Source organism: Rhizobium sp. 268, assembly GCF_036571585.1.
Lineage (GTDB): Bacteria > Pseudomonadota > Alphaproteobacteria > Rhizobiales > Rhizobiaceae > Rhizobium > Rhizobium redzepovicii.
Map to the genome: position 1 here is coordinate 593,965 of NZ_JAPPSO010000002.1, position 26,935 is coordinate 620,899.

At 58.2% G+C, this 26,935-nt stretch carries 24 protein-coding genes and 1 pseudogene; 8 read left to right on the forward strand and 17 right to left on the reverse strand.

The features are described 5' to 3' along the window. Positions 1–7 precede the first annotated feature (7 nt). The 9 genes from OS035_RS06240 to OS035_RS06280 form a co-directional block, all read right to left on the reverse strand. A complete protein-coding gene (locus tag OS035_RS06240; protein ID WP_183780477.1) occupies positions 8–430 on the reverse strand; it encodes a c-type cytochrome in 423 nt (140 codons plus the stop codon). Next, the gene (locus OS035_RS06245) at positions 405–1,307 is read right to left on the reverse strand and encodes a cytochrome c oxidase assembly protein (protein ID WP_331813520.1); all 903 of its coding nucleotides are present in this window, start codon (positions 1,305–1,307) and stop codon (positions 405–407) included. Before OS035_RS06245 ends, OS035_RS06240 begins: the two co-directional genes overlap by 26 nt. After that, positions 1,304–1,906, reverse strand: coding sequence for a cytochrome c oxidase subunit 3 (locus tag OS035_RS06250; protein WP_331813521.1), 603 nt, complete (start codon positions 1,904–1,906; stop codon positions 1,304–1,306). The genes OS035_RS06245 and OS035_RS06250 overlap by 4 nt, the downstream gene beginning before the upstream one ends. After that, complete coding sequence (gene ctaD / locus OS035_RS06255) at positions 1,903–3,816, reverse strand: cytochrome c oxidase subunit I (protein WP_331813551.1); 1,914 nt, start codon at positions 3,814–3,816, stop codon at positions 1,903–1,905. Before ctaD ends, OS035_RS06250 begins: the two co-directional genes overlap by 4 nt. Next, on the reverse strand, positions 3,813–4,793 hold the full coding sequence (gene coxB / locus OS035_RS06260) for a cytochrome c oxidase subunit II (RefSeq protein WP_331813522.1): 981 nt from the start codon (positions 4,791–4,793) through the stop codon (positions 3,813–3,815). The genes ctaD and coxB overlap by 4 nt, the downstream gene beginning before the upstream one ends. After that, complete coding sequence (locus OS035_RS06265; RefSeq protein ID WP_331813523.1) at positions 4,790–5,383, reverse strand: c-type cytochrome; 594 nt, start codon at positions 5,381–5,383, stop codon at positions 4,790–4,792. Before OS035_RS06265 ends, coxB begins: the two co-directional genes overlap by 4 nt. 16 nt (positions 5,384–5,399) lie before the next feature. Continuing rightward, complete coding sequence (locus OS035_RS06270; RefSeq protein WP_331813524.1) at positions 5,400–7,802, reverse strand: FdhF/YdeP family oxidoreductase; 2,403 nt, start codon at positions 7,800–7,802, stop codon at positions 5,400–5,402. 228 nt (positions 7,803–8,030) lie between these two features. Beyond that, on the reverse strand, positions 8,031–8,558 hold the full coding sequence (locus OS035_RS06275; protein WP_331813525.1) for a sigma-70 family RNA polymerase sigma factor: 528 nt from the start codon (positions 8,556–8,558) through the stop codon (positions 8,031–8,033). Between the two features lie 370 nt (positions 8,559–8,928). Next, a complete protein-coding gene (locus OS035_RS06280; RefSeq protein WP_331813526.1) occupies positions 8,929–9,168 on the reverse strand; it encodes a hypothetical protein in 240 nt (79 codons plus the stop codon). Positions 9,169–9,579: 411 nt separating this feature from the next. On the opposite strand from OS035_RS06280, the pseudogene OS035_RS06285 reads away from it, so the two are divergent. From OS035_RS06285 to OS035_RS06295, 3 genes and pseudogenes are all read left to right on the forward strand, one after another. Continuing rightward, positions 9,580–10,523 (forward strand): annotated as a pseudogene (locus tag OS035_RS06285) (SDR family oxidoreductase). A 243-nt stretch (positions 10,524–10,766) separates the two neighbouring features. Continuing rightward, positions 10,767–11,129 carry a hypothetical protein gene (locus OS035_RS06290; protein WP_331813527.1) on the forward strand — a complete coding sequence of 121 codons (363 nt, stop codon included), beginning with the start codon at positions 10,767–10,769 and terminating at the stop codon, positions 11,127–11,129. Between the two features lie 379 nt (positions 11,130–11,508). Next, positions 11,509–11,673, forward strand: a complete 165-nt coding sequence (locus OS035_RS06295; RefSeq protein WP_183780500.1) for a hypothetical protein — start codon at positions 11,509–11,511, stop codon at positions 11,671–11,673. Positions 11,674–12,780: 1,107 nt separating this feature from the next. On the opposite strand, the gene OS035_RS06300 is transcribed toward OS035_RS06295, so the two are convergent. The 4 genes from OS035_RS06300 to OS035_RS06315 form a co-directional block, all read right to left on the reverse strand. Beyond that, positions 12,781–13,755, reverse strand: a complete 975-nt coding sequence (locus OS035_RS06300; RefSeq protein WP_331813528.1) for a DUF3618 domain-containing protein — start codon at positions 13,753–13,755, stop codon at positions 12,781–12,783. Continuing rightward, complete coding sequence (locus OS035_RS06305) at positions 13,755–14,171, reverse strand: phage holin family protein (RefSeq protein ID WP_183780508.1); 417 nt, start codon at positions 14,169–14,171, stop codon at positions 13,755–13,757. Before OS035_RS06305 ends, OS035_RS06300 begins: the two co-directional genes overlap by 1 nt. After that, entirely contained in the window at positions 14,164–14,688 is a 525-nt protein-coding gene (locus tag OS035_RS06310; protein WP_331813529.1) for a nutrient deprivation-induced protein, read from the reverse strand. Before OS035_RS06310 ends, OS035_RS06305 begins: the two co-directional genes overlap by 8 nt. A 378-nt stretch (positions 14,689–15,066) precedes the next feature. Further along, entirely contained in the window at positions 15,067–16,083 is a 1,017-nt protein-coding gene (locus OS035_RS06315) for a sensor histidine kinase (protein ID WP_331813530.1), read from the reverse strand. Positions 16,084–16,286: 203 nt separating this feature from the next. On the opposite strand from OS035_RS06315, the gene lov reads away from it, so the two are divergent. From lov to OS035_RS06330, 3 genes are all read left to right on the forward strand, one after another. Further along, positions 16,287–17,324: a blue-light-activated histidine kinase gene (gene lov, locus OS035_RS06320; RefSeq protein WP_331813531.1), complete on the forward strand. Its 1,038-nt coding sequence runs from the start codon at positions 16,287–16,289 to the stop codon at positions 17,322–17,324. Between the two features lie 2,369 nt (positions 17,325–19,693). Further along, on the forward strand, positions 19,694–20,632 hold the full coding sequence (locus OS035_RS06325; RefSeq protein ID WP_331813532.1) for a hypothetical protein: 939 nt from the start codon (positions 19,694–19,696) through the stop codon (positions 20,630–20,632). A gap of 209 nt (positions 20,633–20,841) precedes the next feature. Beyond that, on the forward strand, positions 20,842–21,297 hold the full coding sequence (locus OS035_RS06330; RefSeq protein ID WP_183857148.1) for a hypothetical protein: 456 nt from the start codon (positions 20,842–20,844) through the stop codon (positions 21,295–21,297). Positions 21,298–21,414: 117 nt separating this feature from the next. Here OS035_RS06330 and OS035_RS06335 read toward each other — a convergent pair whose 3' ends face one another. The 3 genes from OS035_RS06335 to OS035_RS06345 all read right to left on the reverse strand — a co-directional run bounded on the left by OS035_RS06335 (position 21,415) and on the right by OS035_RS06345 (position 22,803). Next, entirely contained in the window at positions 21,415–21,630 is a 216-nt protein-coding gene (locus OS035_RS06335; RefSeq protein ID WP_183857147.1) for a hypothetical protein, read from the reverse strand. A 525-nt stretch (positions 21,631–22,155) separates the two neighbouring features. After that, entirely contained in the window at positions 22,156–22,356 is a 201-nt protein-coding gene (locus OS035_RS06340) for a hypothetical protein (RefSeq protein ID WP_183857145.1), read from the reverse strand. Positions 22,357–22,425: 69 nt separating this feature from the next. After that, on the reverse strand, positions 22,426–22,803 hold the full coding sequence (locus tag OS035_RS06345; protein WP_183857143.1) for a thermonuclease family protein: 378 nt from the start codon (positions 22,801–22,803) through the stop codon (positions 22,426–22,428). Positions 22,804–23,483: 680 nt separating this feature from the next. On the opposite strand from OS035_RS06345, the gene ligD reads away from it, so the two are divergent. Together ligD and OS035_RS06355 are read left to right on the forward strand one after the other, a co-directional pair. Beyond that, on the forward strand, positions 23,484–24,461 hold the full coding sequence (gene ligD / locus OS035_RS06350) for a non-homologous end-joining DNA ligase (RefSeq protein ID WP_183857141.1): 978 nt from the start codon (positions 23,484–23,486) through the stop codon (positions 24,459–24,461). A 269-nt stretch (positions 24,462–24,730) separates the two neighbouring features. Beyond that, positions 24,731–25,117: an HD-GYP domain-containing protein gene (locus tag OS035_RS06355; protein ID WP_312865352.1), complete on the forward strand. Its 387-nt coding sequence runs from the start codon at positions 24,731–24,733 to the stop codon at positions 25,115–25,117. 665 nt (positions 25,118–25,782) lie between these two features. Here OS035_RS06355 and OS035_RS06360 read toward each other — a convergent pair. Next, positions 25,783–26,928: an ABC transporter ATP-binding protein gene (locus OS035_RS06360; RefSeq protein ID WP_331813533.1), complete on the reverse strand. Its 1,146-nt coding sequence runs from the start codon at positions 26,926–26,928 to the stop codon at positions 25,783–25,785. Positions 26,929–26,935 lie beyond the last annotated feature (7 nt).

A 26,935-nucleotide genomic window follows, 5' to 3' on the forward strand; every position in this document is an offset into this window, starting at 1 on the left:
ATTGTATCTAATGGGCGTAGAGATAGGCCGCGAGGTCACGTGCTTCCTTCTCCGATATCCCGGTCGTCGGCATCGCGGTCTTCGGAGAATAGCTCTGGGGCGTGACGATCCAGCCGACCAGGTTATCGGCGGAGTTGTTGAGCACGCCGGCGATATAGACCCGCTCGCGCAGACCGGAAAGATCGCCCCCGACCTTGCCGTCCGCACCGTCGATACCAGGGATGGTATGACATCCGCTGCACCCGTATCGACGAAAGATCACAGCGGCACGGCTGGGGTCGCCTCTTGTCAGGGCAGTCGCACTGGCGAACCTTTCGGAGCGCGCGCGATAGACGTCGGTCAGTGCCAAAGCGGCGGTCAGGCTCAGCGCACAGGCGCCGACGATGATGGCCGGGCGAAGCGAGCTACGAAGCAATGATGCGTGTTCCACCTGCGCCTCCCTTTGCCGAATCCCTGATCCAAAGAGCTACCAACGCAAGCGCCGCAGCTGCGTAGACGATCCCGGCGGGAACCCACATGACCAGGCCGGCCAGCTGCTGGTCTTCAAGCGGCGAGAGACCCCAATTCCCGGAGGTTTGTGTCTGCAGGCCATAAAGCACCTTCGGCGAAAGTGCGATCAGGGCACCAAGAATGCTCATATGCAACATGGTGAGAAAGAGGTGCCAGGCGGCAAGCCCCCTGTTGGTCTTCCATATGACCGACCACCAGAAGAGGAAGGCGGTCACAAAAAAGCAAAGATGCTGCAGGCGATGGAGTGAGACGCTTTCGATGGCTGCGTCGAAGAGGACGGGTGCGTGCCAGGCCCAGATCGCGGCGCCGTGCACCAGCGTTGCAACCGTGCCATTGGTGAGGAAAGTCCATGTCTTGCGGACCGCCTTGTTGGAAACGGCCTGTCCTGTCCGGCGTCTTATCGACTTTGGAAGGCTCCAGAGCAGCATGGCGGAAGGGCGCGCCAGCACGATGAGCGGTGCGGAAACCGCCATGACCAGCTCATGTTCGATCATGTGAACGGTAAAGAGCTGTTCGCCAAGCCAATGCAAGGGTGAGATGAGCGCGCCGGCAAGCACGCACCAGCCTGCCCAGAAGCTCGTCATCCGGCGTTGAGACGCGCGGCGGCTTGCAGTCAATCGCGGCCGGAAGCGAAGGCTGCCGCAGCCGTAAAGGATTGCGCTGAGAACAAGCGGGGAAAGGATCCACGGATCGGCGGTCCACGGGAGTACGCTTGAATGCGCATGCCCATCGTGGGCGATCGCCGGTTGGCTTATCGCAGTGGCAGCAAAAACGATGATGGCGCTTCGTGTTCTCATAATCGCGGCACCCAGTAGATGCACCCGTAGATGGGAAGCCAGGCAAGGACGACAAAGTTCCAGTAGAGCGCGTTGTCCTCGACATCGCCGTAGCGCCGCATATTGTCTCCGTGCTTTGAAAACATTAGGCAGGAGAGAACGACGGTATCGACGAAGTCGGTCACGATGTGGGTCGTATGCAGGCCAAGCAGGGTCCAGCCGATTGATCCGTAGGCGTTATCATCCCAATTGATATGGAGGGCCGAGAATTCAAACGCGCGCGGTATGAGGGGAAGAAGTCCCAGAATGGCCATGACGATCAGGCCGGCCCGCACCTTACGAAGGTCCCTCTGCTTCGCCCACCGGGAAACCAACATGTTCGGCACGACGCTCATAAGGAGCAGCAGTGTCAGGATCGTGCCGGCGGGAAGGTCCGGAGGAGGGGCTTCGATCGGCCACTGAGGCGCAAGGCTCATCAGGTAGAAATAAACTGCGATCGCTAGCGCAAAACCTGTGCCTTCGATCAGCATGAAGGCGCTAGTACCCCAGAAGGTCAGGCTCGCGCTGCCCATGCCATGCGGGGGAAGCTTCGACAGATCGAGGGCGATGCGTTCTTTCATGATTCGTCCTCCGGCGTTTGTTTCGGCCAGAACCAGCCCGTGAGCGTGATCGCCACCGGGACGGCGCCCCAGATGACCGCCCAGGGACTGAATATCGAGGCGATCAGCATGATACTCGTGGCAATGGCTGCCAGAAATGGCCAGATCGAATTGGCCGGCGACAATTCCCGGGCTTCCGGATCGGCAGATGTGAGACCGCTGACGATCAGCTCGCGCCGGTCGAGCCGCAGACCGGTTGCCACCGCCAGCGCATCGCCCGACGTCCAGAGCGGCTCCCTGGAGTCGACGATGGGAATGTGCCGGAAGTTATAAGGCGGCGGGGGCGACAACGTCGCCCATTCCAGTGTCGAAGCATTCCAGGGATTGGCGCCTGCCGGCGGCCCATACCGGAAACTGCGCAGGACGTCGATGAAGAAGACGAGGAAGCCCGCCGCGAGGATGACGGCACTGAGGCTGATGAAAAGGTTCAGGCCCGCCCAGGGCAATTCCGGCGGATAGGTGTAGACGCGCCGCGGCATGCCTTGCAGGCCGAGGACATGCATCGGGAAGAAAGTGAGGTGAAAGCCGGTGAAGATCAGGCCGAAGGCCCAGCGCCCGAGCCGTTCGCTCATCATTCGCCCGGTCATTTTCGGAAACCAATAATAGATCGCGCCGATGAGGGGGAAAACCGAACCTCCAATCAGCACGTAATGAAAATGCGCTACGACGAAATAAGTATCATGAACCTGGGTGTCGAACGGTACCGAAGCCACCATGACGCCGGTCAGACCGCCAATCACGAACGTAATGAGGAAGCCGATGATGAACAGCATCGGTGTCTTGAAGACGGGGCGTCCGGCCCACAGGGTTGCCAGCCAGCAGAAGATCTGGGTGCCTGCCGGAATGGCGATCGCCATGCTTGATGCGGTGAAGAAGCTGCTGCCCAAAGGCGGTAGGCCGGCTACGAACATGTGGTGCACCCACAACCCGAAGGCGAGAGCACCAGTCGCAATCATCGCCAGCACCAGCGGCAGATAGCCGAAGGCAGGGCGCTGCGTAAAGGTGGAGATCATCGCCGAAACCATGCCGACGGCAGGCAAGAAGATAATATAGACCTCCGGATGGCCGAAGAACCAGAACAGATGCTGCCACAGGAGCGCATCGCCGCCTTCTGCGGGATTGAAGAACTGGGTGCCGACCAGCCGATCGAGAATCAGCGATGAACTGGCGAGCATGATTGCTGGCATTGCCATGATCACCAGAAAGGCGGTGACCAGCATCGACCAGACAAAGATCGGGATCCGATCGAGCGACATGCCCGGCGCTCGCATTTTGAAGACGGTGACGACAATTTCGACGGCAACGGCCAGGGCTGAGACTTCCGTGAAGGTAATCATCTGGGCCCATATGTCAGCGCGTTTGCCCGGGCCGTATTGCGGGCCTGCCAGTGGCACGTAGGCGAACCATCCGACATCGGGGGCAGTGTCGAGCGCGAGAGACGCCCATAGAAGCAGCCCGCCGGCGAGAAAGATCCAGTAAGAGAAGGCATTCAACCGGGGAAAGGCGATGTTGCGGGTGCCCACCATGAGGGGAACGAGGTAGACCGCCATCGCCTCCATCACTGGCACGGCAAACAGAAACATCATATTGCTCCCATGTACGGTAAAGATCTGGTTGTAGCGGTCGGCGCTGATGAAACGGGCTTCCGGAAACGCGAGCTGGAGGCGCATGGCCAGCGCTAGGACGCCGCCAAGCATTAAAAACGCGAAGGCCGTGGCGATGTAGCGCCGTCCGATGATCTTGTGATCCACGGTCGAGAGAGCCGCAACGATCCCTGCTGGCGTCGACCATGTGGCCTTAAGGAAAGCTTCGGCCCTTTCATCGCCGGCGGCCAGATCAGCATGGGTGGGATTTTTGGAGTGCGGTTTCATTGGAGCCCACTCATATAGGCGCTCAATTGGCGCAACTCCTCGCTGGTGACGGGAACCAACGGCATGTTGTTTCCCGGCTTCAGCGTTTGCGGATCGGCAGTCCATGCGGCGAGCGATCCGCGCGTATTTTGAGCCAGCCCCGCGCCGATCGTGCTCCGGCTGCCAACATGGGTGAGGTCTGGTCCGGTCGTGCCGGATGCCTCGGTGCCGCGGATCGTATGGCAGGCGGCGCAGGGCTTGCGCATGAACACGATCTTGCCGGCGGCGGCTTCACTTTCTTTCGGAGCGGCGGCTACCTCCCTTTGCGCATCCAGCCATTGGGCATAGGCCTCTGGCTCGTCGGCGATGACGAGCAGCGCCATATGGCTGTGCTGCAGGCCGCAGAATTCGGCGCACTGACCGCGGTAGACGCCGGCCTGGCTCGCATGAAGCGTCAGCGCGTTTTCGCGGCCGGGAACAAGATCCTGCTTTCCGGTGAGGTTCGGCACCCAAAAGGAATGGATGACGTCGCTCGCCTCAAGGCGAAGGCGCACGTCTTTCCCGACCGGGATATGCAGCTCGTTGGCGGTCTGGAAGGTCTTCGCAGGATCGGGATCGAGATAGGTGAATTGCCACCACCACTGCTGGCCCCGAACGAGAATCGTCGGCGCATCGACCCCGCCGCGATTCAGTTCGGGCGTGGCGTAGAAGCTGGCCGCGGTCAGGAAGGTTATGATGATGGAAGTTGCAACAACGGCGCCGGCGACAACCCTACCCATCGAACGCTCCGTCTGCGGCCGGCCCGCGGGCGCATGCCTTCCGCGCACCAAGGCCCATACCATCACCCCCATCACCAACACGAAGACGAGGCCGCAGACGGCGATGAACAGAAATATGAGGTTCTGAAGTGCAAGGGCCGACGGCCCATTCGCATTAAGCGCCGATTGTGTACCGGCGCAACCGGGAAGAAACGGAGCGCATGCCAGGACGATTTTCAAGGCTGGACACCTCGATCGGAGCGAACGCCGGCCGGTCCTTGCTCGAAAAGACCCGCGGCCGGTGCGCGGTTTTCAGACGGCCTGGTATGCTTGTCGTCGTTTCGGCTCGTAGCGGTATAGGGTGGGGAATAGGCCCCAATCGTCCTGACATAGCCGGCAAGCTGCCAGATCTGGTCGCTCGTCATTTTCTTGGCGTAGGATGGCATGCCGTGGGGTCGGCCATCACGAATGGATGCGACGACCGATACCATTTCAGAACCGTAGAACCACCACCCGTCGAGAAAGGAGGGCCCTGTTCCGCCGCGTCCATCTCCATGGCAACCGGAGCAACCAAACCAGGAATAAAGACGCTTGCCCTGGCTCAGATCGAAGGCCGTCGCCTCATAGGGTTTGCCGATCGCGAAATAAACATCCGGCGGCGTTCCGCCGATGCGGTCGGGCATCAGCTTGAACTGATCGAGCGCTGATGCAACCGGGGGATCGGCCCGGTATTGGCGGGGGTGTCGTGCCCAGCCGATCGCCGCGCCGATCAGCAACATGCAAAGAAGGGTTCCTGCCGCAAGCCAATTGAAACGTCTGGTCTCGCCCATCGCCGCGGGTCCAGAATCAGGATGGCGACGCGGCGCCGGAAGGGCTCACTCGGACCGGCAATAGCTTGTAGGACGGCGTTTTGGCTTTGGCGTCGTGATGGGCAAGCGGGAAGAGGGGGTTTGCCTCCGGGTAATAGGCTGCGCAGCATCCCTTCGGCATGTCGTGCCGAGCGACCCTGAAGCCGGTGACACGACGCGTCGTCGCAACATCAATTGCAGTTGTTAGATCAACGACGTCGCCGTCCTTGAGGCCTAGCCGCTCGATGTCTTCTTCGTTCATGAAAACGACCTTTCTGGTGCCATCCACGCCGCGGTAGCGGTCGCCATAGCCGTAGATCGTTGTGTTGAACTGGTCGTTCGAGCGCAACGTCGCGAGATTGAGAACCTCGATGGCGGCCGGGCTGATGTCGAACTGCGGAAAGAGCCGCGGCGGCGTGATGAAATTGGCTTTCTTGTTGGATGTGGCGAACTTTCGCTGCCGGGCCGGCACCGGCCGCGGAAAGCCCCCCGGCTGAAACATGCGTTTGTTGAAGTCCCTGAAGGTTTCGGGATAGGTCCTTTCGATTGAATCTCGAATTTTTGAATAATCGCCGACCCATTCGTCCCAGGGGACCTGGCCCTTCGTCAGGGTTGCTTTTGCAATCCCAGCGATAATTGCAGGCTCCGAAAGAAGCTCCTTGCTTGCGGGTTTTGCCCTTCCGCGCGATCCGTGGAAATGCGCCACCGAGCTTTCGATTGAGACAGCTTGCGGCCCGCTTGCTTGTTCATCGACTTCCAGCCGGCCGAGACAGGGCAGGAGATAGGCAATTTCGCCATGGACGACATGGCTGCGGTTGAGCTTGGTCGCGATTTGTACGGTCAGGCGAAGCTTCCGCCATGCTTCCTCCATCGCGTGCGTTTCCGGTATGGCTCGCAAAAAGTTGCCGCCGAGACTGACAAAGGCTTTCGCTTCGCTCTGCATAATCGCCCTGCAGGTATCGACGGTCGAGCGACCTTCCCAGGTCGGCGGCTCGAACGCATAGAGTTCCGAAAGCTTATCGAGCGGCGCCAGACCGGGTTTTTCCGTGATCCCGACCGTGCGCTGGCCCTGAACGTTCGAGTGGCCTCGCACGGCACAGATGTTGGCGCCGGGTTTGCCGATATTGCCGCGCAACAGAGCTAGATTGACGACCATATGAACATTCTCGACGCCCATTACATGCTGGGTTAGCCCCATGCCGTAAATCATCAGCACGGCCTCGGCTTTGGCATATGTGTCTGCCGCCTGGGTCATCTGTTCGCGGGAAAGGCCTGACACCCTCTCCAACTCCGCCCAGTCGTGTCCGCGCGCAGCAGCGGCAAATTCTTCGAAACCCGACGTGTGGGTCTGGATAAAATCGTGGTCCAACACATGCCTGGTATCGGCTGCCGCCATCGAGGCGGCAAAAACGACCGTTGCAGCATTTGTCGGATCCTTTGGCATGGAATCACTGCCAGAGACCTTGCTGATCCCTGACGTCTTCAGGGCATCGTCGGCTTCGATCAGCGCCTTGCAGACACCGAAGAGCGCTGCAATGTCGCCCCCGTTTCTGACCTGATAATACTCCGACGAGATAGGCGTCGAGTGACCTGTCAGCATCTGGCCGGGCATTTGCGGATTGATGAAGCGCTCGAGACCGGGTTCGCGCAATGGATTGAAGGTCACGATCTTCACGCCTCTATCGACGGCATCCTGCAGGTCATGAAGCATTCGGGGCGATGAGGTGTTGACGTTCTGAGCCAAGTAGAAAATGCAGTCGCAATTTTGAAAGTCCGACAGCATCGCCGTGCCGACGGAGGAGCCGATACTTTCCGGCAGAGCGACCGAGGAGCTTTCGTGACACATGTTGGAGGAGTCGGGCAGGTTGTTGCTGCCGAAGATGCGGGCGAAAAGCTGGTACATATAGGCCGTTTCCAGGGAGGCTCGTCCGGAAGTGTAAAAATCGACCTGCTGCGGAGCAAGCGACCGAAGTTCCCTGCCGATTTCTTCGAACGCTTCGGTCCAGCTCACCGGCTCGTATTTGTCGGTTTCGCTGTTCCAGCGCATCGGGTGGGTCAGGCGGCCTTGCTCCTCAAGATCGTGATCGCTCCACTCTTCCAGCTCATGCAGGGTATGGGCTGCGAAGAAGGCGCGGTCGGCACGCCGGGAGGTAATCTCCCACGCAGTCGCCTTGGCGCCGTTCTCGCAGAATTCCATCGGATGAGGCTTAGCAGGCTTGGCCCAGGCGCAACTGACGCACATATAGCCATCGGCTTTGTTTTGATGGGCAAGCAGCGACGGTCCGGATCGCGGCACGTGCTCGCGCAGGAGAATCTCTCCGGTCGATCTGGCGGCTCCCCAACCGCCTGCTATATGGCTGCCCTTACCGATTTTGGGATGATTTTTTGCTCTGGCTGACATTTGGGCCTCTCGACAAATCTTGCGAAGACAATCTGACCGACGTTCCGTCACGCCGAACTCCGACAGAGCCCAACTGTTCCATGCAACGGCTTCGCGGCATTTGAGGCGGGAAACTTAAGTGTGAGCATCCATTGGATGAGTGACATGCAATGTTGCTTCAACGGGTCGGGCGCGGGTCTCTCAAGATAGAATCCCTGCATAGTTTTCGACTGATCACGGCAGATGGGATCAGTCGACCAAATTGTTTCCGAGCATCGACAGCAAGGATCCGCGTGCCCGGTTGACCCGGCTTTTCAAGGTGCCGAGCCGGCAGCCACACAGCCTTGCAGCGTCCTCATAGCTTGTCCCGGTCGCCACCAGTATCAATGCGCGTCGCCTGTCGTCTGGAAGTTTCGTCAAAGCTTGCTGCAGCTCGCGCTCGCGCAGTGCCCATTCCTGGCTCGGCGCAATCGCGACTTTTTCCAAAGCCGCCTCCACTGCCGTTGGCTCACGTTTCTGTCGGCGGTAGATCGTGCAAAAGGTGTTTTTGAGTATTGTGAACAACCAGGACTTAAGAGAGGTGCCGGGCTGGTAGAGGTGCAGAGAGTGCAGGGCCTTCACCAGGGTTTCCTGCACGAGGTCATCGATGTCGTCTTCGCTGCGCAGGAACCTTCGAGCAAAGGCGCGTAACGCCGGTGTCAACTGAACGATTTCCAATTCGATGGCGGACGTTTTCCTGCAGTCAGACGCGGTGCTTGTTGGAAATGAGGACTTCATGTTTCCCTCCTGTGATAAGAAGGAAAGCGGCACGATGCGCTTCGTTGCAGTACGATATCGGACCAAAGCAGATTATGTGATCGATCGTCCGATTTCAGCGCCTACAGAGAGTCGCAGAGCTGAAGTTTCCAAATTCTTCTCGCTGGTCCGTATCAAAGTACTATAGCCGCCTCCACGGCGAGCGCGACAATAGGGTTTGGTTAAAGCTGCATTAGAGTGCCATCGGCGAAGGAGAGTTGACGGGTGGAGCGAACAAGCCGTCGGCGTGGTCCGGATGAAAATGGCCGATCGCATTGGGGAGTTGGTCATCGTATAGGCAGCTTGCATCAAATTTGCGGAGCAAACGAACGGCTGACCTTCAACAGCGGTGTTATGCTTCCACCTCGCCGTAGAGCTGGCCGCACATCATCAGCGAATGTCGCATCGCTGCCACCCGCTCTTCGGCATCCTTGGACGAGTATGCCCATATTTCGGTCGCCCAGTTTTTTCCGTCCATATTGTATTGGAGGGCGAACCTGTAGAGTTTCCGGTCATCGCCGTCACTGGTCACGAAGGCTACATCCGGAGCTTCTCGATCGCTTCTTACTCTGCTGAACATCAAGACGGTCACGACATGCTCCTGCACTAGATTTCATCGTGCGGCGCCTGTGAGACGCCACCTACGGATGCCTAACCAAGGCGTCTGGATTTCGTTCCCTTCGATGGGCCATCCTTGTGGCAGTGGGCAGCAGCCAGCGGCCGTTCTCACGATCGTCACCGGTACGAGGCCGTTGACGTGCCCCTGACGTGCCCCCAATAATTTAGGCCATTTGGAACTGGAATTTTCCACTTATGATCCCCGATGAGAAGAAGAGGAGAATTCGATGAAGGCCTCGAAGTTTTCGGAAGCGCAGATCGCGTTCGTGCTGAAGCAGGCAGCGGACGGCACACCGGTCGGTGAGGTCTGCGGGTCTTTTTGCTGCCGCCGCGGGGACCTTTTTGCATCGCTAACGTTGTGTTCCTACGACAACAGGAGAGCGAGATGTCATCGAAAGCCACCGCCACGAAGCAGCGCGATATCCAGGCTCAGGTCGAAAGGGCTGACAAGAAAGCGAAATTGAAGGCGACCGGCGCAATGCAGGCTGGCGCTCGGCATTATCCTGAACCACCATTCCCGAAAGTTCATCAAGACAAGCCCGGCTCCGAAGCCGATCTTCCGCTCGCCCCGATGTATGACGCACCCTTCTATGAGGGCTCGGGAAAACTAAAGGACAAGGTTGCCCTCATAACAGGTGGGGATTCCGGCATCGGTCGTTCCGTTGCGATCCTGTTCGCAAGGGAGGGTGCCGATATTGCCATTGTTCATCTCGACGAGGATCAGGATGCGGCGGGCACGAAGGCGGCTATCGAAAAGGAGGGCCGCCAATGCCTCGTCGTCAAGGGCGACGTAAAGGATCCGAAGTTCTGCCGGGAAGCTGTTCAAAGGACTACCGAGCAGTTCTCCCGCCTCGATGTACTCGTAAACAATGCAGCGTTCCAGGTCCACACCGCTGACATCGAGGACCTGACGGATGAACATTTCGATGAGACCCTGAAAACCAATCTCTACGGCTACTTCTACATGGCGAAAGCGGCCATACCTCACATGAGGAACGGGTCGGCGATCATCAACACAGGATCGGTGACAGGACTGGAAGGGTCGATGGAGTTGCTGGACTACTCGATGACGATGCTTTCACCAAGGCTCTCTCTAGCCAACTTGTCCCAAAGGGCATTCGCGTCAACGCCGTCGCGCCAGGCCCCGTCTGGACGCCATTAAATCCTTCGGACAAGCAGGCCGATAACGTTGCGAAATTCGGCAGTCAGACGCCAATGAAGCGTGCGGCCCAGCCCGAGGAAATCGCGCCCGCGTACGTCTTTCTCGCGTCCCCGCAGATGTCGAGTTACATCACCGGCGAGATTTTGCCGATCGTCGGCGGATATTGAGGCCGGCGATGGCGATATTCTATTTCCAACTGCTCGACCACGAAGGCGTCGCTCCACGGAATTGGCCTACGAGCTCAATTCAACCGAAGATCCTATCAAAGAGGCGCGAACGGCCCTGTCCGAAATGGCGGCCCGACGTTCCCCCCATGCTGTGCGTCCAAGTCTTCGACGCAAATCGCAACACAATCAGACTGGTTCTCGAGGAAATCGACACGTCTAAGGCTACATCTTGAGGAGAATAACATGGGTACGAACCGCAGCGGCCCTGGAGAGCCAAGGGTCACGGAAACTGCCACCGAAGCAAGGCAGGGGAGCTACGGAAAACCGGTTTTTGCCGTTCTTGTCTTCGGGATCGTGCTCGCATTGCTGGCGTGGGGCGGCGTTGAGATATGGGGCGAGAGTATCGATGGGGATGCGAAGCCGACCGCCTCGACGACGCCCGATCCGATCAATGCGCAGCCTTCCGGACCGGGTACGTTTGACAATAATGCCGCCGATGGCAGCGGCCGTCCGCCCGAGGCGACGGACCGGTCTCCAAGCCCGAGCGGGAATGGTGGTGGCCCGACGCAGGTTACGACGCCGGCGGGGACAGAAAAGACCCGGTAGCCCGCGCCATTCCGGCGGCTCGCGGGAGCCCTTGCCGAAACTGGACCAGGGCGACCACCGCCGCTGACGCGCATACACGACCTGGAAGGACGAAGGCCGCCTGGAGGACGGGAGCATTGGCGGCGAGGCCCGGAGAGAGATGGCAGACGTTGCTCGAGCCAACAACATGCATCGGCTGAACGAAATGACTGCGGAATGATAAAGGGTGGGGCAGACGACTTTACCCTCGGCGGCTGCTCCTGATCAAACGACGTCGGCGACCAAGCGCATTCATTGCATATGCAGCCATCGCGTATAGTCGAACTTTCTTGGGAACTTGATCTTCAAATCAAAGTTCACTCCCCCGGGATCATCAAGATCTCTCAAGGAGGAATAGATCATGGCATCCAGTGGAACAGATACATCGCATTCCAAAGGCGGCTCGAAGTCGGGCTCAGCCAAGGGCGCTTCGTCGGCAAAGACAGGCACCTCGTCAGGCAAGCAGGGCGGGTCGCACGAGCAGCACGTCAAGGCCGGCGAACAGAGCCACAAGAATTCGAAGTAACGTCGCCTCATCCGAATGTTCCCGACGGGCGCGGATTACTTCGCGCCCGATCTGCATTAGGGGGTTGGACCCCGTGGTCTTGTGGGAGGATTGCATCAACCACGCAACTTCCCGAGCTCAGCTCCTCAGGTGATTTTTCCTCATTCGCAGAGCGTGTCCCTTCGTCGAAGGAGCCGGAAATTCCAACCTTTTCGAAAGGCGGTAAGAACCGGTCCATTGCCGATATGGAATGCCTGCCTTCGAGGATCATCGTTTTCCATCTTGCATCGAAGTTGCCAAGGGAAGCATAGATGCAGAACTCATCCAAACGACCGAATTTTCAGGCAGGGACATTTGGCTCAACGACTGTACGATACGGTACCACAGCGAAGACGCTCTCATCTTGAAGATCGTAACCAAATCAATCTACCTGACCCAACGACAAGCCCCGGCATCGGAGTGATCGACGGTGCTCTGTGTCGGTCGAGCGGGGCACAGCTTGCGCCGTTGGCGTCTTCTTGGCGCCTCAGCCTCCCGAACGCCCGCTTCGCAGCTCCCGACGCTCCCTTTCATCATCGCTATGGGCATCAGTGGTTCAGCGTCGAGGGCAATCCGCTTGCCCCGGACCGCATTGTCGCGGTTAGAGAAGCATTTGATAAGGTGATCATTACCGTCGCCCGGCGGGAAGGCCTTGGGAACGAAGAACCCGACGAGAGCACCCCCACGAAGGCGATCTGGTCATGAGCGCCATCAAGAAGCCTGTGAAGACCGCAGGGAATCGCGCAAGAAGGTCGAAGTTGAAATCGACCGTCACTAGCTGTTGAGATCGCGACCTAGCCGCCAACCGCTCGACCGATAGGCCAGAACTGCCTCGCGGGCCGGAGAGGTGGCTATCCCCGCCAATTTGGCAACCAGGAAAGTGTTGCCCGCAGAGGCGGAGGACCAGCGCAGCGAGTTTATCGACGCCACAGGGTGCGGCGGCCGGCGTCTGGCGAAAAGCGGAGCTCGATATGCATCCGTGGCGGAGCGAAGCTGCGATGATGCGCCGGTCTGGTTCGGAAGAGAAACTCGGGACCGCGACTGGGATTTCGGTCTTTCGCCTGGTGAACGTCAGGGTGTGAAAAATGGTCATCCTGGTGTTGCCGTGTTTTGGCCAGTTGCTGCACTGCCCTTCAATGCATCCACCTCCTCCGACAAGCGATCTTTGATCTCGTCGTGCGCGTCCGATGCCACTTCGACCGCACGTTCAAAGACGTCAGATGCAACGGCTTTCCCTCGATCCACAAGCTCGGAGGTCTGCGCGCCCAACGCGTCCTTGGCGGCGTCTGAGGCTTCTCCTGCCAATTGGTCTTCCGTCTCCGTCCTTGGAAGAGCGGCGCCAATAGCAGCTCCGACAGCAAATGCCAGCGCCCCTCCGACCAGCGGCTGATCGCGAAACTGCGTAAGGAAAAAGGTGTTGAGGTCCGTGGCCTTTTCCTGCAGATTTGCTGTTCCCACCGCTCTCTCTGCAAGATCTTGCGCTGTCGTCTTAACTTGCTCCCATTTTTCCGCAGCCCATCCGGATGCCGCGTCGAACATCGCCCCCGTCTCGTCGAGGATCTGATGGACTTGTTTTCCGCTGGCATCGACGAAACCGCGATAGGTCTTGCCTGTCTCGTCCATAAAATGGCCGGCGCGCCGTCCCGCTTCGTCGGTGAGCGCTTTCAGTTGCCGGCCAGAGCCATCGCTGAAATGACTATATCGCACGCCCCCGATCGATGTTGGCGGGCCAAGTCGACGAACCGGTCCCTGAACAGGGTAGAGTTCGTATTCCGGCTCTCGTGAAGAATCGCGTGCGGTCGTCGAAGGGGAGCCTTTGGCCATCAGCCAAGCCAGACTGACGCCCATCAACGCCGCCGGCAAGGGATTTTCTTTCAGCGTTCGCCCAAGGTTTCCGACGAACTCGCTGCCTCCGCTATTCCTCGCGTAAGCAAGAACCTCGTCCACCAATTGGCCAGGTGACATTCGCTCCTGGATGGCGTCTATTCGATCTCCAAGCCGTTGCCGATCTCGCTCGATTTCTCGCTGCAGCTCGGCCGATGTTTTGTCTGTCGAGGTTTCCATCACAGTTTATCCTTCACGGTTTGCACGTCGCGACCAAGCGAAGTGGTGGTTCGCTCGAGCATCAGATTGTTGCGTCGGAAGACAGCGAGACCACGTGCGATCATGATCCAAGCAATCAGCCCGATGACGACGCCTACGGCTGCGGACGCCAGCGCATTGGCGGTCGGCTCGGCAAACCCATGAGCCACGAGGAATGCAGCGACACCGCTGACGATGGCGCTCAACAGGATGCCGACCGCCCCGATTGCCAGTACCAGGCCGATCAGCAGGATTTCGACACCGCTCAAAGCATCCGATAGTTTTTCGGCCGCTTCCGTTTTGGCAAGGTCGATTTCTTTGCGCAGCAGACCGGTGACGTCGCGCAGAAGGCCGCTGATCAATTCGGACAGCGGCGTGTTTTCAGAGGTCTTAGTCATTTGAATTGCCCTCGCGTCCGGAGAACGATCCCACCGTTTGCGATGGCCCGGTCGGTCGGGCCTTGTCATTCCTTTTTGCAGACGCGATCAGAAAACGACTTGCGGTTAAGCCCGCGAGTGCCGCGATTCCAAGAAATGCCATTGGCTGCCTGCGCCCGAAATTCTCGACCAGCGTGGCCATCTCACCGAGATCCTTGCCCTCTATCCTTTCGGCAACTTTTGCGATGCTCTGGCCGACTTCGCGAGCGTATCGGCCGACTTGTGGCTGATCAGCGCTTTCTAGTTCTGCGCCGACCTTCTCCAGAGCTTTCGCCACGCCGCTCACCTGATGGGCGGCATAGTGCGTCTTATCGGAAATAACCGCGTCGACCTTCTCGATGACGGCGCCAGACCCCTCCTTGATCATCTCCCTTGTCGAGTCGACATCCTCGTTGAGCTTGTTCTTGAGGTCAGTAACTGGTGGGGCATTGGCAGACGGAACGCGTCCTCCTGCGGGAGCGGAAAAATTATTTGTCATCGAGAGTCTCCCTGGATTCAATCCTTTGTGGGCGCCGAACCTCGGTCTTCCAGCTTTGTTCCCGGGGGGGTGTGTGTTCCATAAAAACTTTTTGCGCCCCAGCAGGGAAGGCGAAGGTGCTTCGGGCACCAGCGCAGACGGAACGAGGAAGCCCGGGCAGCCACATAAGAGTCCCTCGCCCAAGATCCGGCCCCCAAGGTCGTTGTCAGCAAATGTCAGGTGGTTCGATGGATTAACGGACAGACGTTCGAGCGTTCTGATGTGTTCAGCGCCGGTCCGGCCTTGAACCATGGCCGCCCGCTGTTTGTGCCGCATGCTAGAGGCCTGCAAAGCCGTCGGTTTTGGCATCGGCCGATCGGAACCGCCTGCTGACCGATATTATGCCGGGGAGCCGGAACAATCTTTGGCTTGCAGCTTCTGAAGCGGCGCATCGAGTCTGATAACGATACCCGTTGAAGCATAATCGAGAGAGACGTCTCCGAACGCGGCGAGACTCGCTCTAACGAGCCGCGAGCCGAAGCCCTTTTTCTTGGGTCTTCCAACCACTGGTCCGCCGCGTTCCTGCCAAAGCAGGTGAAAGCGAGCGTTGCCGGCGTTTTGCAGCACCGACCACTCGATTTTGACAGATCCGGTATCCACCGACAAAGCCCCGTATTTCGTCGCGTTCGTGACCAGTTCGTGCAGTACGAGGGAGAACGAAAGCGCCGCCTGGGGGTTAAGATTGACTTCGGGACCACTTGCCTCGATACGGTCGGGCTCGAGTCCGAGATTGATTGCAGTGGCCCCGACAATCGTATCCATGGTCGCCGATAGCCAGTTCTTCTGCAGTAAAATATCATGGGCGTTTGCATAGGCGTTGATGCGCGCCGAGATCGACTGCTCGGCCTCCGCCATGCTGTTCGCACTTCGAAAGGACTGGCTAATGATCGCCTGGACGACGGCCAGCGTATTCTTGATGCGATGGGAAAGCTCGTGCATCAGGACGCGCTGGCGCTCCTCGTTTTCTCTCTGCTCGGTTCGATCTCTGAGGATCTTCAGGAAGCCCTCCAGTTCGCCATCATCCGACCTCAACGCCATCATCTGGCCCGACGCCCAGAATAACGAGCCATCCTTTCGAACGTGCCAGCGTTCGTCGTCTCCATGGCCGTCCTTCAAAGCGGCGGTCATTTCTCGTGAAGGCGCCCCGGCCTCACGATCCTTCTCCGTGAAAATCACGGCCACAGGCTGACCGATGATTTCGGTATCTTCCCAACCGAGGATCCGGCGTGCCCCTTCATTCCATGTGGTGACGAGACCTTCTAGATCCACGGCAATGATCGCATATTCGATGGCACTCTGGAGGATGGCTTCGAGAAAGCGCTCACGAGCCCGACTGGGATGCGAAAAGCGGTTCATGGTCTTGCTCCGCACCTGATTGTTCAGATCACATGAGAATGGACTTGCCCCAATCCTATACCTGATGCTGCCGCAGTGCCATCGCGCGGGATGCTTATGCGGCACGGTGTCCGCAAAGCTCTGAAGTAAGGCAGTAGGTGATCGTCGGGAAACAAAGGGGCGCAGGCGACGTTATCAGCCGATGACTGATGAAGCGTAGAAACATGACGACTCACTCGACAAAGAACTTACACGGAGACCTGCCTTCGGCGTCGTCAAAAGCAGCCTTGGCTGATCGGAAAGAATTAGCGGCGGTCGCGTTCGAGCGCACCCGGATGCCCATGGTCGTGACGGATGCGCGCAAACCCGATCTTCCGATCGTTCTGGCAAACAAGTCATTCCTTGATTTGACAGGGTATGCCGCTGACCAGGTGGTGGGTCGCAATTGCCGGTTTCTGCAAGGGCCTGCGACCTCACCGATTGCTGTTGCCGAGATTCGCGCCTGCATTGCCGAGGAGCGGGAGGTCAGCGTCGAGATCCTCAATTATAAGAAAAGCGGGGAGCCATTCTGGAACCGCCTGCACTTGAGCCCCATCCATGGGGATGACGGACGGATCCTGTATTTCTTTGGATCGCAAATCGACATGACGGACTACCGGCGGGTTGAGGCGCTTGAGGCTTCCGAGCATCGCCTCCTCATGGAGGTCGACCACCGGTCGAAGAATGTCCTCGCCATCGTTGACAGTATCGTTCGCCTCAGCAACGCCGACGATGCGGCCCTTTATGCCGCGGCTATCCAACACCGTGTGCAGGCGCTAGCCCGCGCACATAATTTGCTGGCAGAGCGAGGGTGGGCCAATATCTCGGTTGAGGAGCTCGTTCGGCTGCAGGTGACGCCTTTCGCGGCCACCCGTATTGCTTTAAACGGCCCTGATATCAGGCTGCCGGCGACAGTTGTCCAGCCGGTCGCGCTCGTCCTTCACGAACTGGCCGTTAACGCGGCTCGTCACGGTGCGCTTGCCAAGCCGCAAGGAAAGTTGTCGATTGACTGGGCGCCCGGACCGGCGGATGACGGCTTCAGGTTGAGATGGAAAGAGGTAGGTGCGGGCCCGCTGCCCAAGCCAACCAAACGAGGCTTTGGTACGGTGATTGTCGGCGCTATGGTGGAAAAGCAACTGAGGGGGCACGTCGAGAAAACCTGGTTCGATGACGGCCTGCTTATCGAGATCGAGGTGCCTGCAGCCGGCTCTAGCCCGGTATGATGCACGCCTCTGGTATATCCGCTCGCCTTCTCTGGCTGTTGCGATCCGGATCGCCGTGCCGGCATCCACCTCTTCCTGTGGATGTTGAATTACGTCGGCTCCGCCAGCTTCACGTCGTGTCATTAATCACCGGGCCCCTCTAGGCGTGGAGGGAAGGCTTACCGGTATCGATGAGGACGTCAACCTCCTGCGGAATGAGTTGAGCGACGAGAGGACAACGTTCACGAGAGCCGGTCTGCCATTCGGATCAATCTGCGCGGAAAGCTGTTGAGATGAATGCCGGCTCAATTCCCAGCTGCGCAATCAGCTCACAAGCATAAGGATACGGTCCAGAAAAATCACGATGCTGTCCAGCCAACCCTGAGGAGTGGAAACACCTCAAGTCGCTCGGCTCTGGCATTTCAGGATTGATAGCCTTGCTGGTCTAATGGAGGGAGGGATCGTCGGCTACGCCAGTGACGGCGCTGTGGCCTAGATTAGACACTGGCTGATGATCAACTGAGATATTCTTGCCCGAAAAAGGCCCCGCTTTTTGGGGAGCGGGGCTAGTTCTGGGTTGAGTTGGGTCGCACATCGAAATGTCGAGTGGCTGCCTGCACAAATCTCCGCACGGCCCGACATCCTTACCGCCAATGAAGCCTATTGTTCCCGGCAGTCGGATTTTTTTTGGAGACAAGGCTGGGACCGTTGGGCGCTTCAAAAAAGCCCCGCCGAGACGGGGCAATCTTGGAAAGGACGGATCGCACAGGAAGGGACGAGTTACATACGGCCCCGTCACAAAGGCCACCTGCGCGATCCGTCGCTCTAACCGAAAACGCAATTGTTAGTTCCTGTACGGTTTCGGACAGAGGAACTTAGCCCGCCGGCCAAAGTCCAATCATACAAAAAGAGAATATTGCCGACGCAGTTTCGCCTGCCGGAAGAGAAACCCCGCCTTCGCGGGGCTCAGTGAGGGGGGTGGTTTCTAAAGCTGCGCCTCTGGCGAGGCACTGTCCACTATGATGAGAATTTCATTAGTTGCAATGCATAGACCGTTCTGGAGATTGTTTTTTTCTAAGCGTTTAAATGCAGAAGTGTTCGATATCGTACAAAGCGGCCTGCTACCGATACAACCGCTTTGCAATTTCTGGTAACTTTCATACGGCCGCTCAGCGATCTGCTAAAACCCAAGCATTTACTTCTCCTGTGCGTTGGGCGGCCGCTGAATTTTCTAATTGCTCCAGGTGGCCGCGCAGAAGCGGTTGGAAGAAGGAGTAGACCATAACCTCTGCGCGGTCCGAACCCCTGGGAAGGGGTAGATCGCGAACAGACAGGGCAAACGCTGCTCGACGATCCAAGTGGTTAACCACGAGTCCGAGGAAGCGGTTCCCGTACAGTTTCGCACCATACGGATCGCGGATCAGCTTCGACACTGGCTGAAGATCAACCTCCCACGATCACAGGTCTCGCGGCGCTTTTGCTATACCGTGGATTTCGGGTGTCGGGCCGCGCGGAGCGTCGCTTGGGAGCAGACCGAAAACTTGCCTCCGCACGACCCAACTCTGGGATAGGTGAATTGCTAGGTCGAAAAGCATCCGGCAATTTACTGGACAACCTTTTTGGCCCGCCGCAGTTCCCGGCCGTATAAAGAAAAACTCCTTTGGCAGGCGGATTTGCATGACCGGAGGTAGATGTGCCGCAGTTTCCGGCCGGTTAAAGCACATGAGACACACTATGTAGATTTATTGGAAAAAATCCCCGCGGCGGCAAGGATGAGTAGGGTGGGGGTTATCGTAGATAAGCGTATCTAGGCGCTGCACAAATATTTTGCGTTACATTTATATCTTTTTGCAATACTTTTTGCAACTGCGGCTTTAAGTATTCCGAGTAAAACAAAAGTGATTGTGCGGTTTATGACCAGAAAAGAAATCAACTAGAACTCAAAAGAATATGTTTTAAGGTTTCATCTGGCCGCTCAGCGATTATTGCTTACCCCAGGCAATGTGTCTCCTGTGCGTTGGGTGGCCGCTAAACTTTCTAGTTGCACCAGGTGGCCGCGCAAAAGCGGTTGGATACGATCAATTCAGCGGTAGTCTTGCTTCCTCGCGGTTTTTCCGCATCCGCAGCCGGACGTCGTCCATCGCATTGATCCAGCCCATATCTCGCCTGCAACGACTTTGCTATATTAGAAAAATATTGTAAACGTGTAGGGGTGGATTGGTCGCGAGCCCATCAGCGCGTGTAGTTGGCATTTGCGATCTAGTTGCCACTACGACGTTCACAGCTGGTCAAGGCCGTGCCGCTGCCGTTTTTGAGCGTGTGCAGGCAATCTGTTTTGCACTGCGCATGAACGCCTGCATTCACCGCAACTAGAACCTGAGCGCGAGCCCATGGCAGGTGCAATCGCCGTTGTCTCCACCAGTGAACCTTCTCCAGATCGAGTGAGGGTGCAACTCGAACGCATATTGAGCAGTCGTGACTTCGGCCTGCCGCATCTAGGGCGGAGATTTCTGCAGTTCATCGTCGAGGAAACCCTCGATGGGAGAGGAGGATACCTCAAGGCCTTCACAATCGCCCAAGCGGTATTTGGCCGGGACGTTTACTTTGACGCACAGAGAGACCCGTGTGTCCGCGTACAGGCCACTCGCATTCGCCGCGAGTTGGAGCGATACTACCTGCTCGCGGGGCCGGAAGATGAAGTTCTCATCACCGTCCCCATAGGCACCTACGTGCCAAGCTTCCGGATAAGAGAGGTGTCGGACGTCCAGGAAACAGCTCCAGCGCAGAAGCCCCAGCCCACGCCTAGGAATGCGATTTATGCGCGCAATGCCGTCGTCACGCTTCCGTGGCAATGGCTTATGACAGCTGCGACCATAGGGGTTTTCGTCCTGGCTGAGTTATTGGTTTGGCTCGACGCACGGAATCCGGCTACGACGACGACGAAACCATCGATTCTCGTCGAGCCGTTTGAGGCGGTACCCAGCACGCCGGCAGTGGCTGCCATCTCTGAAGGCCTTTCCTACGAACTGGTGACCAAGCTGGTCTCACTGCCGGACATCGTCGTAAAGATCGATAGCACGTCGGGTAAAAGAGATGGTCTCTATTTGCTCCAGGGCACCGTGCTAATGGCTGGGCAGAGATTAAGATCGTCGGCCCGACTGGTGAGGCGGTCGGATGGCGCTGTCGTCTGGGCTGAAAACTACGACGACGATATAGGCAAAGAGCCAGCGCTTGATATCCAATCGGACGTTGCGGAGAGCATTGCCACGTCCGTGGCGCGGCCGCTTGCTGTCGTCGGGGAGCGACAAAGCCGGTCACCTTTATATTAGCCCGCTCGTCCCCGCGCTTTTAAGGCGCGCTTAGGCCGCAAATCGCACCGATCGTTCCTCTGCTTCGGCAACGCCGACAAATGGTCACAGGGCTGTTCATCGAAGGTTCATTGTGCAGCAGCCCCAATAGAACCCTTCCGTCATCGGTGTCACAGCTCAGGCGGAAGAGGGAGACTGAAACATCAACATCATCGACCGAGGCCAATCACATGTCGCACAAATTGCTTCTCTCCGCTGCCGGATCGTTGCTTGCTGCTTTTATCATGTCGACGCCGGCGCACGCGCTGACGATGAAGGAATGCAGCACGAAATATCAGGCGGCTAAAACCGATGGCTCCGCCAAAGACATGAAGTGGAATGATTTCCGCGCCAAGTTCTGCGGCGCGGACGCTGCTGCCGCTGATAAGGAAGACGAAGCGGACATCGCAAAAACAACCGACAAAGAGCCTGCAAAGCCGACAGCCGCAGCGCCAAAGAGCGTCAAGTTCCCGAAGGCGATCGACAAGAAGTATTCGAGCGAGACGCCTGGAAAGGGTCGCCTCCATACCTGCGTCGACGCCTATCATGCCGCCAAGGATGCCGGCACGCTCGGCGATCTGAAGTGGATCCAGAAGGGCGGCGGCTATTGGAGCCTTTGCAATACGAGCATCAAGTCCGCAGGCTGAACGAAGCCTCGCAATCTTGAAGAGGAGGAGGCCGCTATGCAAGCGGCCTTTCCATTATAGCTATCATTCCGGGCGTAGCTGGGCTCAGCTGCACCAATCATTTTGCGTGTCACCCGCTCAGTGGGTCGTGCAAACCATTTCAATCAAAGCAGCAAGTTGATGGCCCTCAAGGATCGCGTAACGATGGGTACCAGTGCGAACAAGGATCTCGATCGCCTGAAGCTCGTTAATGTTCTCCCCAGCGTATTCAATTGCTGCTTGCAGCGAGATGAAATTCTTATTCACGGTGCCGGGGAGCCAGCTATGAACGGTGACAAGAGCAGGCGAAGACATTTGGTTTCCGATCTACAATTCAACGAGATGACAATATCAGAAAACAACCTAAGTGCGCCTGTGACAGGTGTATCTGGTTACCGATTGATTGACGTCGTCGATTGCCACGTTCTGATGCTGCGCGGGCGGCCATTGTTCAGCGCCTTCAATAAAAAAGAGCCCCGCCGAGACGGGGCAATTTTGGAAAGGACGGATCACACAGGAAGGAAGAGTTGACATACGGCCCGTCACTAAGGGCAACCTGTGCGATCCTGCCGCTCGAACGGAAAAGCGATTGCTTTGTTCCCGTACGGTTTCGTACGATGCAGGCGCGGCCGCGGGATCTTCAAAAGTGCCCACAAGCCGGTAGCCGCGCAGAAGGGGTTGGTGAAGGAGTGGACCATTGACCTCTGCGCGGCCCGAACCCCGTGGAGGGGGTGGATCGGGAACAGTGCAGGGCAGACGCTATCCCGCGATCTAAGCGGTTAACCATCACTCAGCGGATGCTGTTCCCGTACAGTTCCGCACAAATCATTTTGCCGCGGATCAAATTAGGAGTCGCAGCAGCGCTGCCTCGTCCTGCACCCCATGCTGGAATGACTGGATAATCCGGCAGGCTAAATCCTCACGCTCAGCGTCTGTGTTGATTTGCTTCAGCGAAACGACGTGGTCGTAGACCCTTTGGCAGAGCGCCACCTCGGCGTCGTTCAGCACGTTTTGCGCCTGCGCAATCTGGAATGGGATCATGACAGCCCTCCCTTCCCCTATAAAAAGGGTAGGGCGGAAAAGGGCCGGTTCAAGCGTGGAGGCTGTGGACTATCGGTCGCACCAGTCATTCCTCTTCGTCGGTTGCCAGGTCCGCGCAAAACCCTCCTGAAGAAGCTTCTTGCCGATTTCTTCCCCATTCGTTCGGTAGATGTTGACGAGCGGCCGGTGTGAAGGCGTCCGGTCCACCGCGCCGCTCGACACGATCCGCAAGCCCTTTTCAGCCAGTAGCTCTTTCAGCCTTCCCTTGGCGATTAGCGCCAGCTTCCGTTCCTTCATGCACTTCGCGTGCGATCCGATCTCCGGCGTGTCTATGCCCGAGACGAACGGAATACCTTCCCCCAACAACCGCATGTTTTGCCCGTCGCATTTTACAGTGTCGCCATCGACCGCCGTCAGCGATGCGCAGAAGATCAGTTCATCGATCATCCTTGCTTCCTCGCATTCCGTTTAAACGCATCAGCCGGTGATAGTATTCCTCGACCTTTCGAATAGCCTCGCGCGGTTCAACTTCGAAGCCTTGGTGGAGCGTCAGCCTTCGGCGCACACTTGGGCCAAGAACACTCCATTGCCACATGCTGTTATTCGGCCCGCCGCTCTCCATTCGTATCCTCCCGATGATTATTTCCCCGTCATAGCCCAGCCAATCGAGATCCGTCGGCTGATCGCGTTCGTCGATCTTCGTGCCGCGCCATTTGTAGAGTGGTTGGTATCGAGTGGGCATACCCGGAACATTGCCCTAGCCGCTTCAATAATCAATCTGGGTGAATTGGCTTTTAAGCCATGAGGGGTCCCAGAGCGGCCCGGTGGACCGCACGGCCACTGCGAACAGGGGTGCAGCAGTACAAGATACTGAAGCCGTGCGGCCCGTCGTCACAACCCATAACTGCCTGAACAGGTTCCCGTATCATGAGTTCACCGCAAAAAAAGCCCCGCTGGATGGCGGGGCTAGTTTGTACAGACGGAAAGGCGGCTGCGCCATAGTTGCTGGGGAGCAGACGAAAGCGCATCCTCGCGCAAAAACCCGCCGTTGCAACAGAAAGTTCCCGGCCCTCACCTAATGAATTTGGGCAAATTGCTTTTCCGAGCGCCGCTGCTGAAGTGTCAGCATGGCGAAGCCGTCCCGCAAACCTTCCCTGCCGCTGCTCGGTGAAGCCGACACGCAGCTCCGAAGCCGCCCGCGCCGGCGCCGAGATCCCGCCCAGCCGAACCTGCCCCTGGACCCGATGCCGGCGCGCGTCGAGCCGTGCCTAGCGCTGCTCAAGGCCAAACCGCCGAAGGGCGATGATTGGGTTTTTGAGATCAAGTGGGACGGCTATCGCCTGGCTGTCCACATCGAGCCGTCGGGCGTGCGCATCCTGACGCGCGGCGGCCACGATTGGACCGAGCGCTTTCCGGCGATCTTGGCCGAGGCAAGGCGCCTACCTGTCTCAACGGCGATCCTGGATGGAGAGGCCGTCGTGCTCGACGCGCATGGCCGGTCCGATTTCGGCATGCTCCAGCAGTCGCTGGGCGGGCGAGGGGGCAAGGGGGCGTCCAGAGATGCAATCTTCATGGCATTCGATCTTCTCTATTTCGACGGCCATGACCTGACCGGAACCGAGCTCACCTCCCGGCGCCACCTCCTCGAGGGACTGGTGCCCGCCGGCGGAGAGGACGCTATTCGATTGTCAGAGGAGATCGAGGCCGATGGCGAGCAGCTACTGCGCATCGCTTGCGAACACGACCTTGAAGGCATCATAGCGAAAGACCGTAACAGCCCGTATCGATCCGGCCGCCTCGGCGACTGGCTGAAGATCAAATGCATCCAGAGCGATGGCTTCGCGATCGTCGGCTATGAGATGTCGACGGCATCATTCGGGGGTATCGGCCGGCTGCTGCTCGCCGCGCGCAAGGGAGGCGAGCTCGTCTATGTCGGGGGAGTGGGAACCGGCTTCAACGAACGCTCCGCCGCGGATCTCCGGAAACAGATGGACAAGCTGACCATGGCCAAGCCGGCCGTCGATTCGGCGTCGTCCTGCGAATGGCCTGAAATCTCCGAAATTAGCTTGATCTTCTCATCGTGGGCCTTGTCGAGATTGGCATAGGCAAAGGTGATCGCCGTCCCGCGCAGATCGTGGAAAGTTACCCCCTTGATTCCGAGGCGTGCCATCTCCTTGCGCGAGCGACAAAGCGCACCACCTATAATATTAGCCCGCTAGTCCGCGGGGCTGGCAGCGACGGGTGCCTTACGCTGGAGGGCCTAATCATTGCCTCAGTCGGTCAGCGCCTTGATGATCGCGTTCGGGCGCGTTCTCGGTCATGGGCAAGAAGAAGTGCGTGTTCTTGGCCTAGGCGGTCTCGTACACGATCTCAGATGATAATTCCTGAGATCCTGAACAAACCAGGGAAGCTAACCGCCGAGGAAATGGATCTTGTCCGCGCTCACCCGCAAAAGGGTTACGAGATGGTGGCGAAAGCGGACTCGGCGCCGGATGAAGTGCTTGATATCTGCCGTTTCCATCATGAGCGCTATGATGGCAGCGGTTATCCCGATCGCCTGTCGGGCAGGGACATCCCTTATGTTGCTCGCGTTGCTGCCATTTGCGACGTATACGAGGCGCTGACATCCATCCGGCCGTACAAGCGGGCTTTCTCGCAGGCGGAGGCAATCAACATGATGATGAACTCTTCCGGACATTTCGACCAGAAGCTCTTGTCGGCGTTCGTCTCGAGGATGATCATCAGTGGCACCCTGCACTGATCCAGACATTGCCCGAGATTTACGAGGGCGCTGGCGTCGAGCGGTTATCGGCCAGGTTGCAGCTTGGGCGCCCTCTTCGTCGAAGCCAGCGACCGTTCTCTGGAGCAGCTAATCATCGCGGGTGACAATCTCATGTATGCAGCAAAACGTCGGAAAACGCACTGCTGCCAGCACCGGGCTATGCGCACTTGCGCTGGAGGGTTTCGTCACCATTCTCACGGAGGCCTTGCCAGCCGGTCTGCTCCCGCAGATCGGGGTTTCGTTACGTGTGAGCTAGACAATGGTTGGTCAGTAGATCATGCTCTGGGATCGCAGCTTGCGGCGACCCTGCCTACGCAGCGACACGCAGCTGGCGCAGGCTGCCGCCGGGGCAGCGACGTTGTTTCAGATTGCATCAGCGCGTGCGGGTTCGGCGGCTGATGTCGCGCAGGCGGATTGCGATTGGTCGATATCGCTATGCTTGCCTGCGCGACCGGATCAAGGTTGTGCATTTGAACGCCGACCCTTTGGATGAAGCCGTCAACCCCCTTAGAGGAGCCTGTTATGGCGGCAGCATCACCTGCCAGCCAGGACATTTCGATGGGACTGAACCCGCCGATGCCAACCAGTAAGCCACGATCGTAGCGTTAAGCAAAGCCGGGCACCAATGGTCGGGCACCGAGACTTCAACAACCACTTTCGCTTCGATGCCGTCCAAGAGCGCCAGACAAACGCGAGGTAATTGTTTTCATCACATCGGGCGCGGGAATTAACAACCGCCGTTCAGTCCTGGCATCGAATAGATGCAGCTTGCCGAGGTCAGGCGCAAGGACCAGTTGGTCCCCGGCGCGCAGTTCGAGGCGCTCCCTCACCGTCGCGATAAGGGTATCGGCGCCGAGCTTGGCGGTGATCTGGATCTCAGCTCCGGTCGGCTCGACAAGGACGACATCCGCCGTCACGGGGCCCCGTCCGACCGTCATATGCTCAGGCCGGATGCCGTAGATGATTTCGGCGCCGCGCGCCAATGCTGCGCCTTGGGGCAGAGGTAGCCTCCCGCCACCATCGGCGATGAATTCAAGAGGTCCCGATGCGCTGACCTGACCGCGAATGAGATTCATGCCCGGAGATCCGATGAAACCTGCCACGAACAGGTTGGCCGGTTCGTCATAGAGGTCCAATGGGGAGCCTATCTGCTCCACGAATCCGTCTCGCATCACGACGATGCGATCGGCCATCGTCATCGCCTCGATCTGATCGTGCGTGACATAGATGGTTGTTGTCTTCAGCCGCTGGTGCAGCTGTTTGATTTCGGAGCGCATCTGAACGCGCAGCTTCGCGTCCAGATTGGACAGCGGCTCGTCGAACAGGAACACCTGCGGATTGCGCACGATCGCACGGCCCATCGCAACACGCTGGCGCTGGCCGCCCGAGAGGTTCCTCGGATATCTTTCGAGCAGATGCTCGAGCCCGAGAATCTGGGCGGCCTCGCGAACACGCTGCTTGGTCTGCTCTCTGGGCGCCTTAGCCAGCTTCAGCGAAAAACCCATATTGGCCTCGACCGTCAGGTGCGGGTAGAGCGCGTAGGATTGGAAGACCATGGCGATGTCGCGCTCCTTCGGCGCAATATTGTTCACCACCTTGTTGCCTATCGAGATCCTGCCGTCGGAAATCTCTTCCAGCCCGGCGATCATCCGCAACAATGTCGATTTTCCGCATCCGGAGGGGCCGACGAGGATGACGAACTCGCCGTCCTCGATATCGATATTCACGCCATGCAGGACTTCGAAGTGACCGTAGCTCTTACGGGCGTTCGCCACACTTACTGACGCCATGATTTTC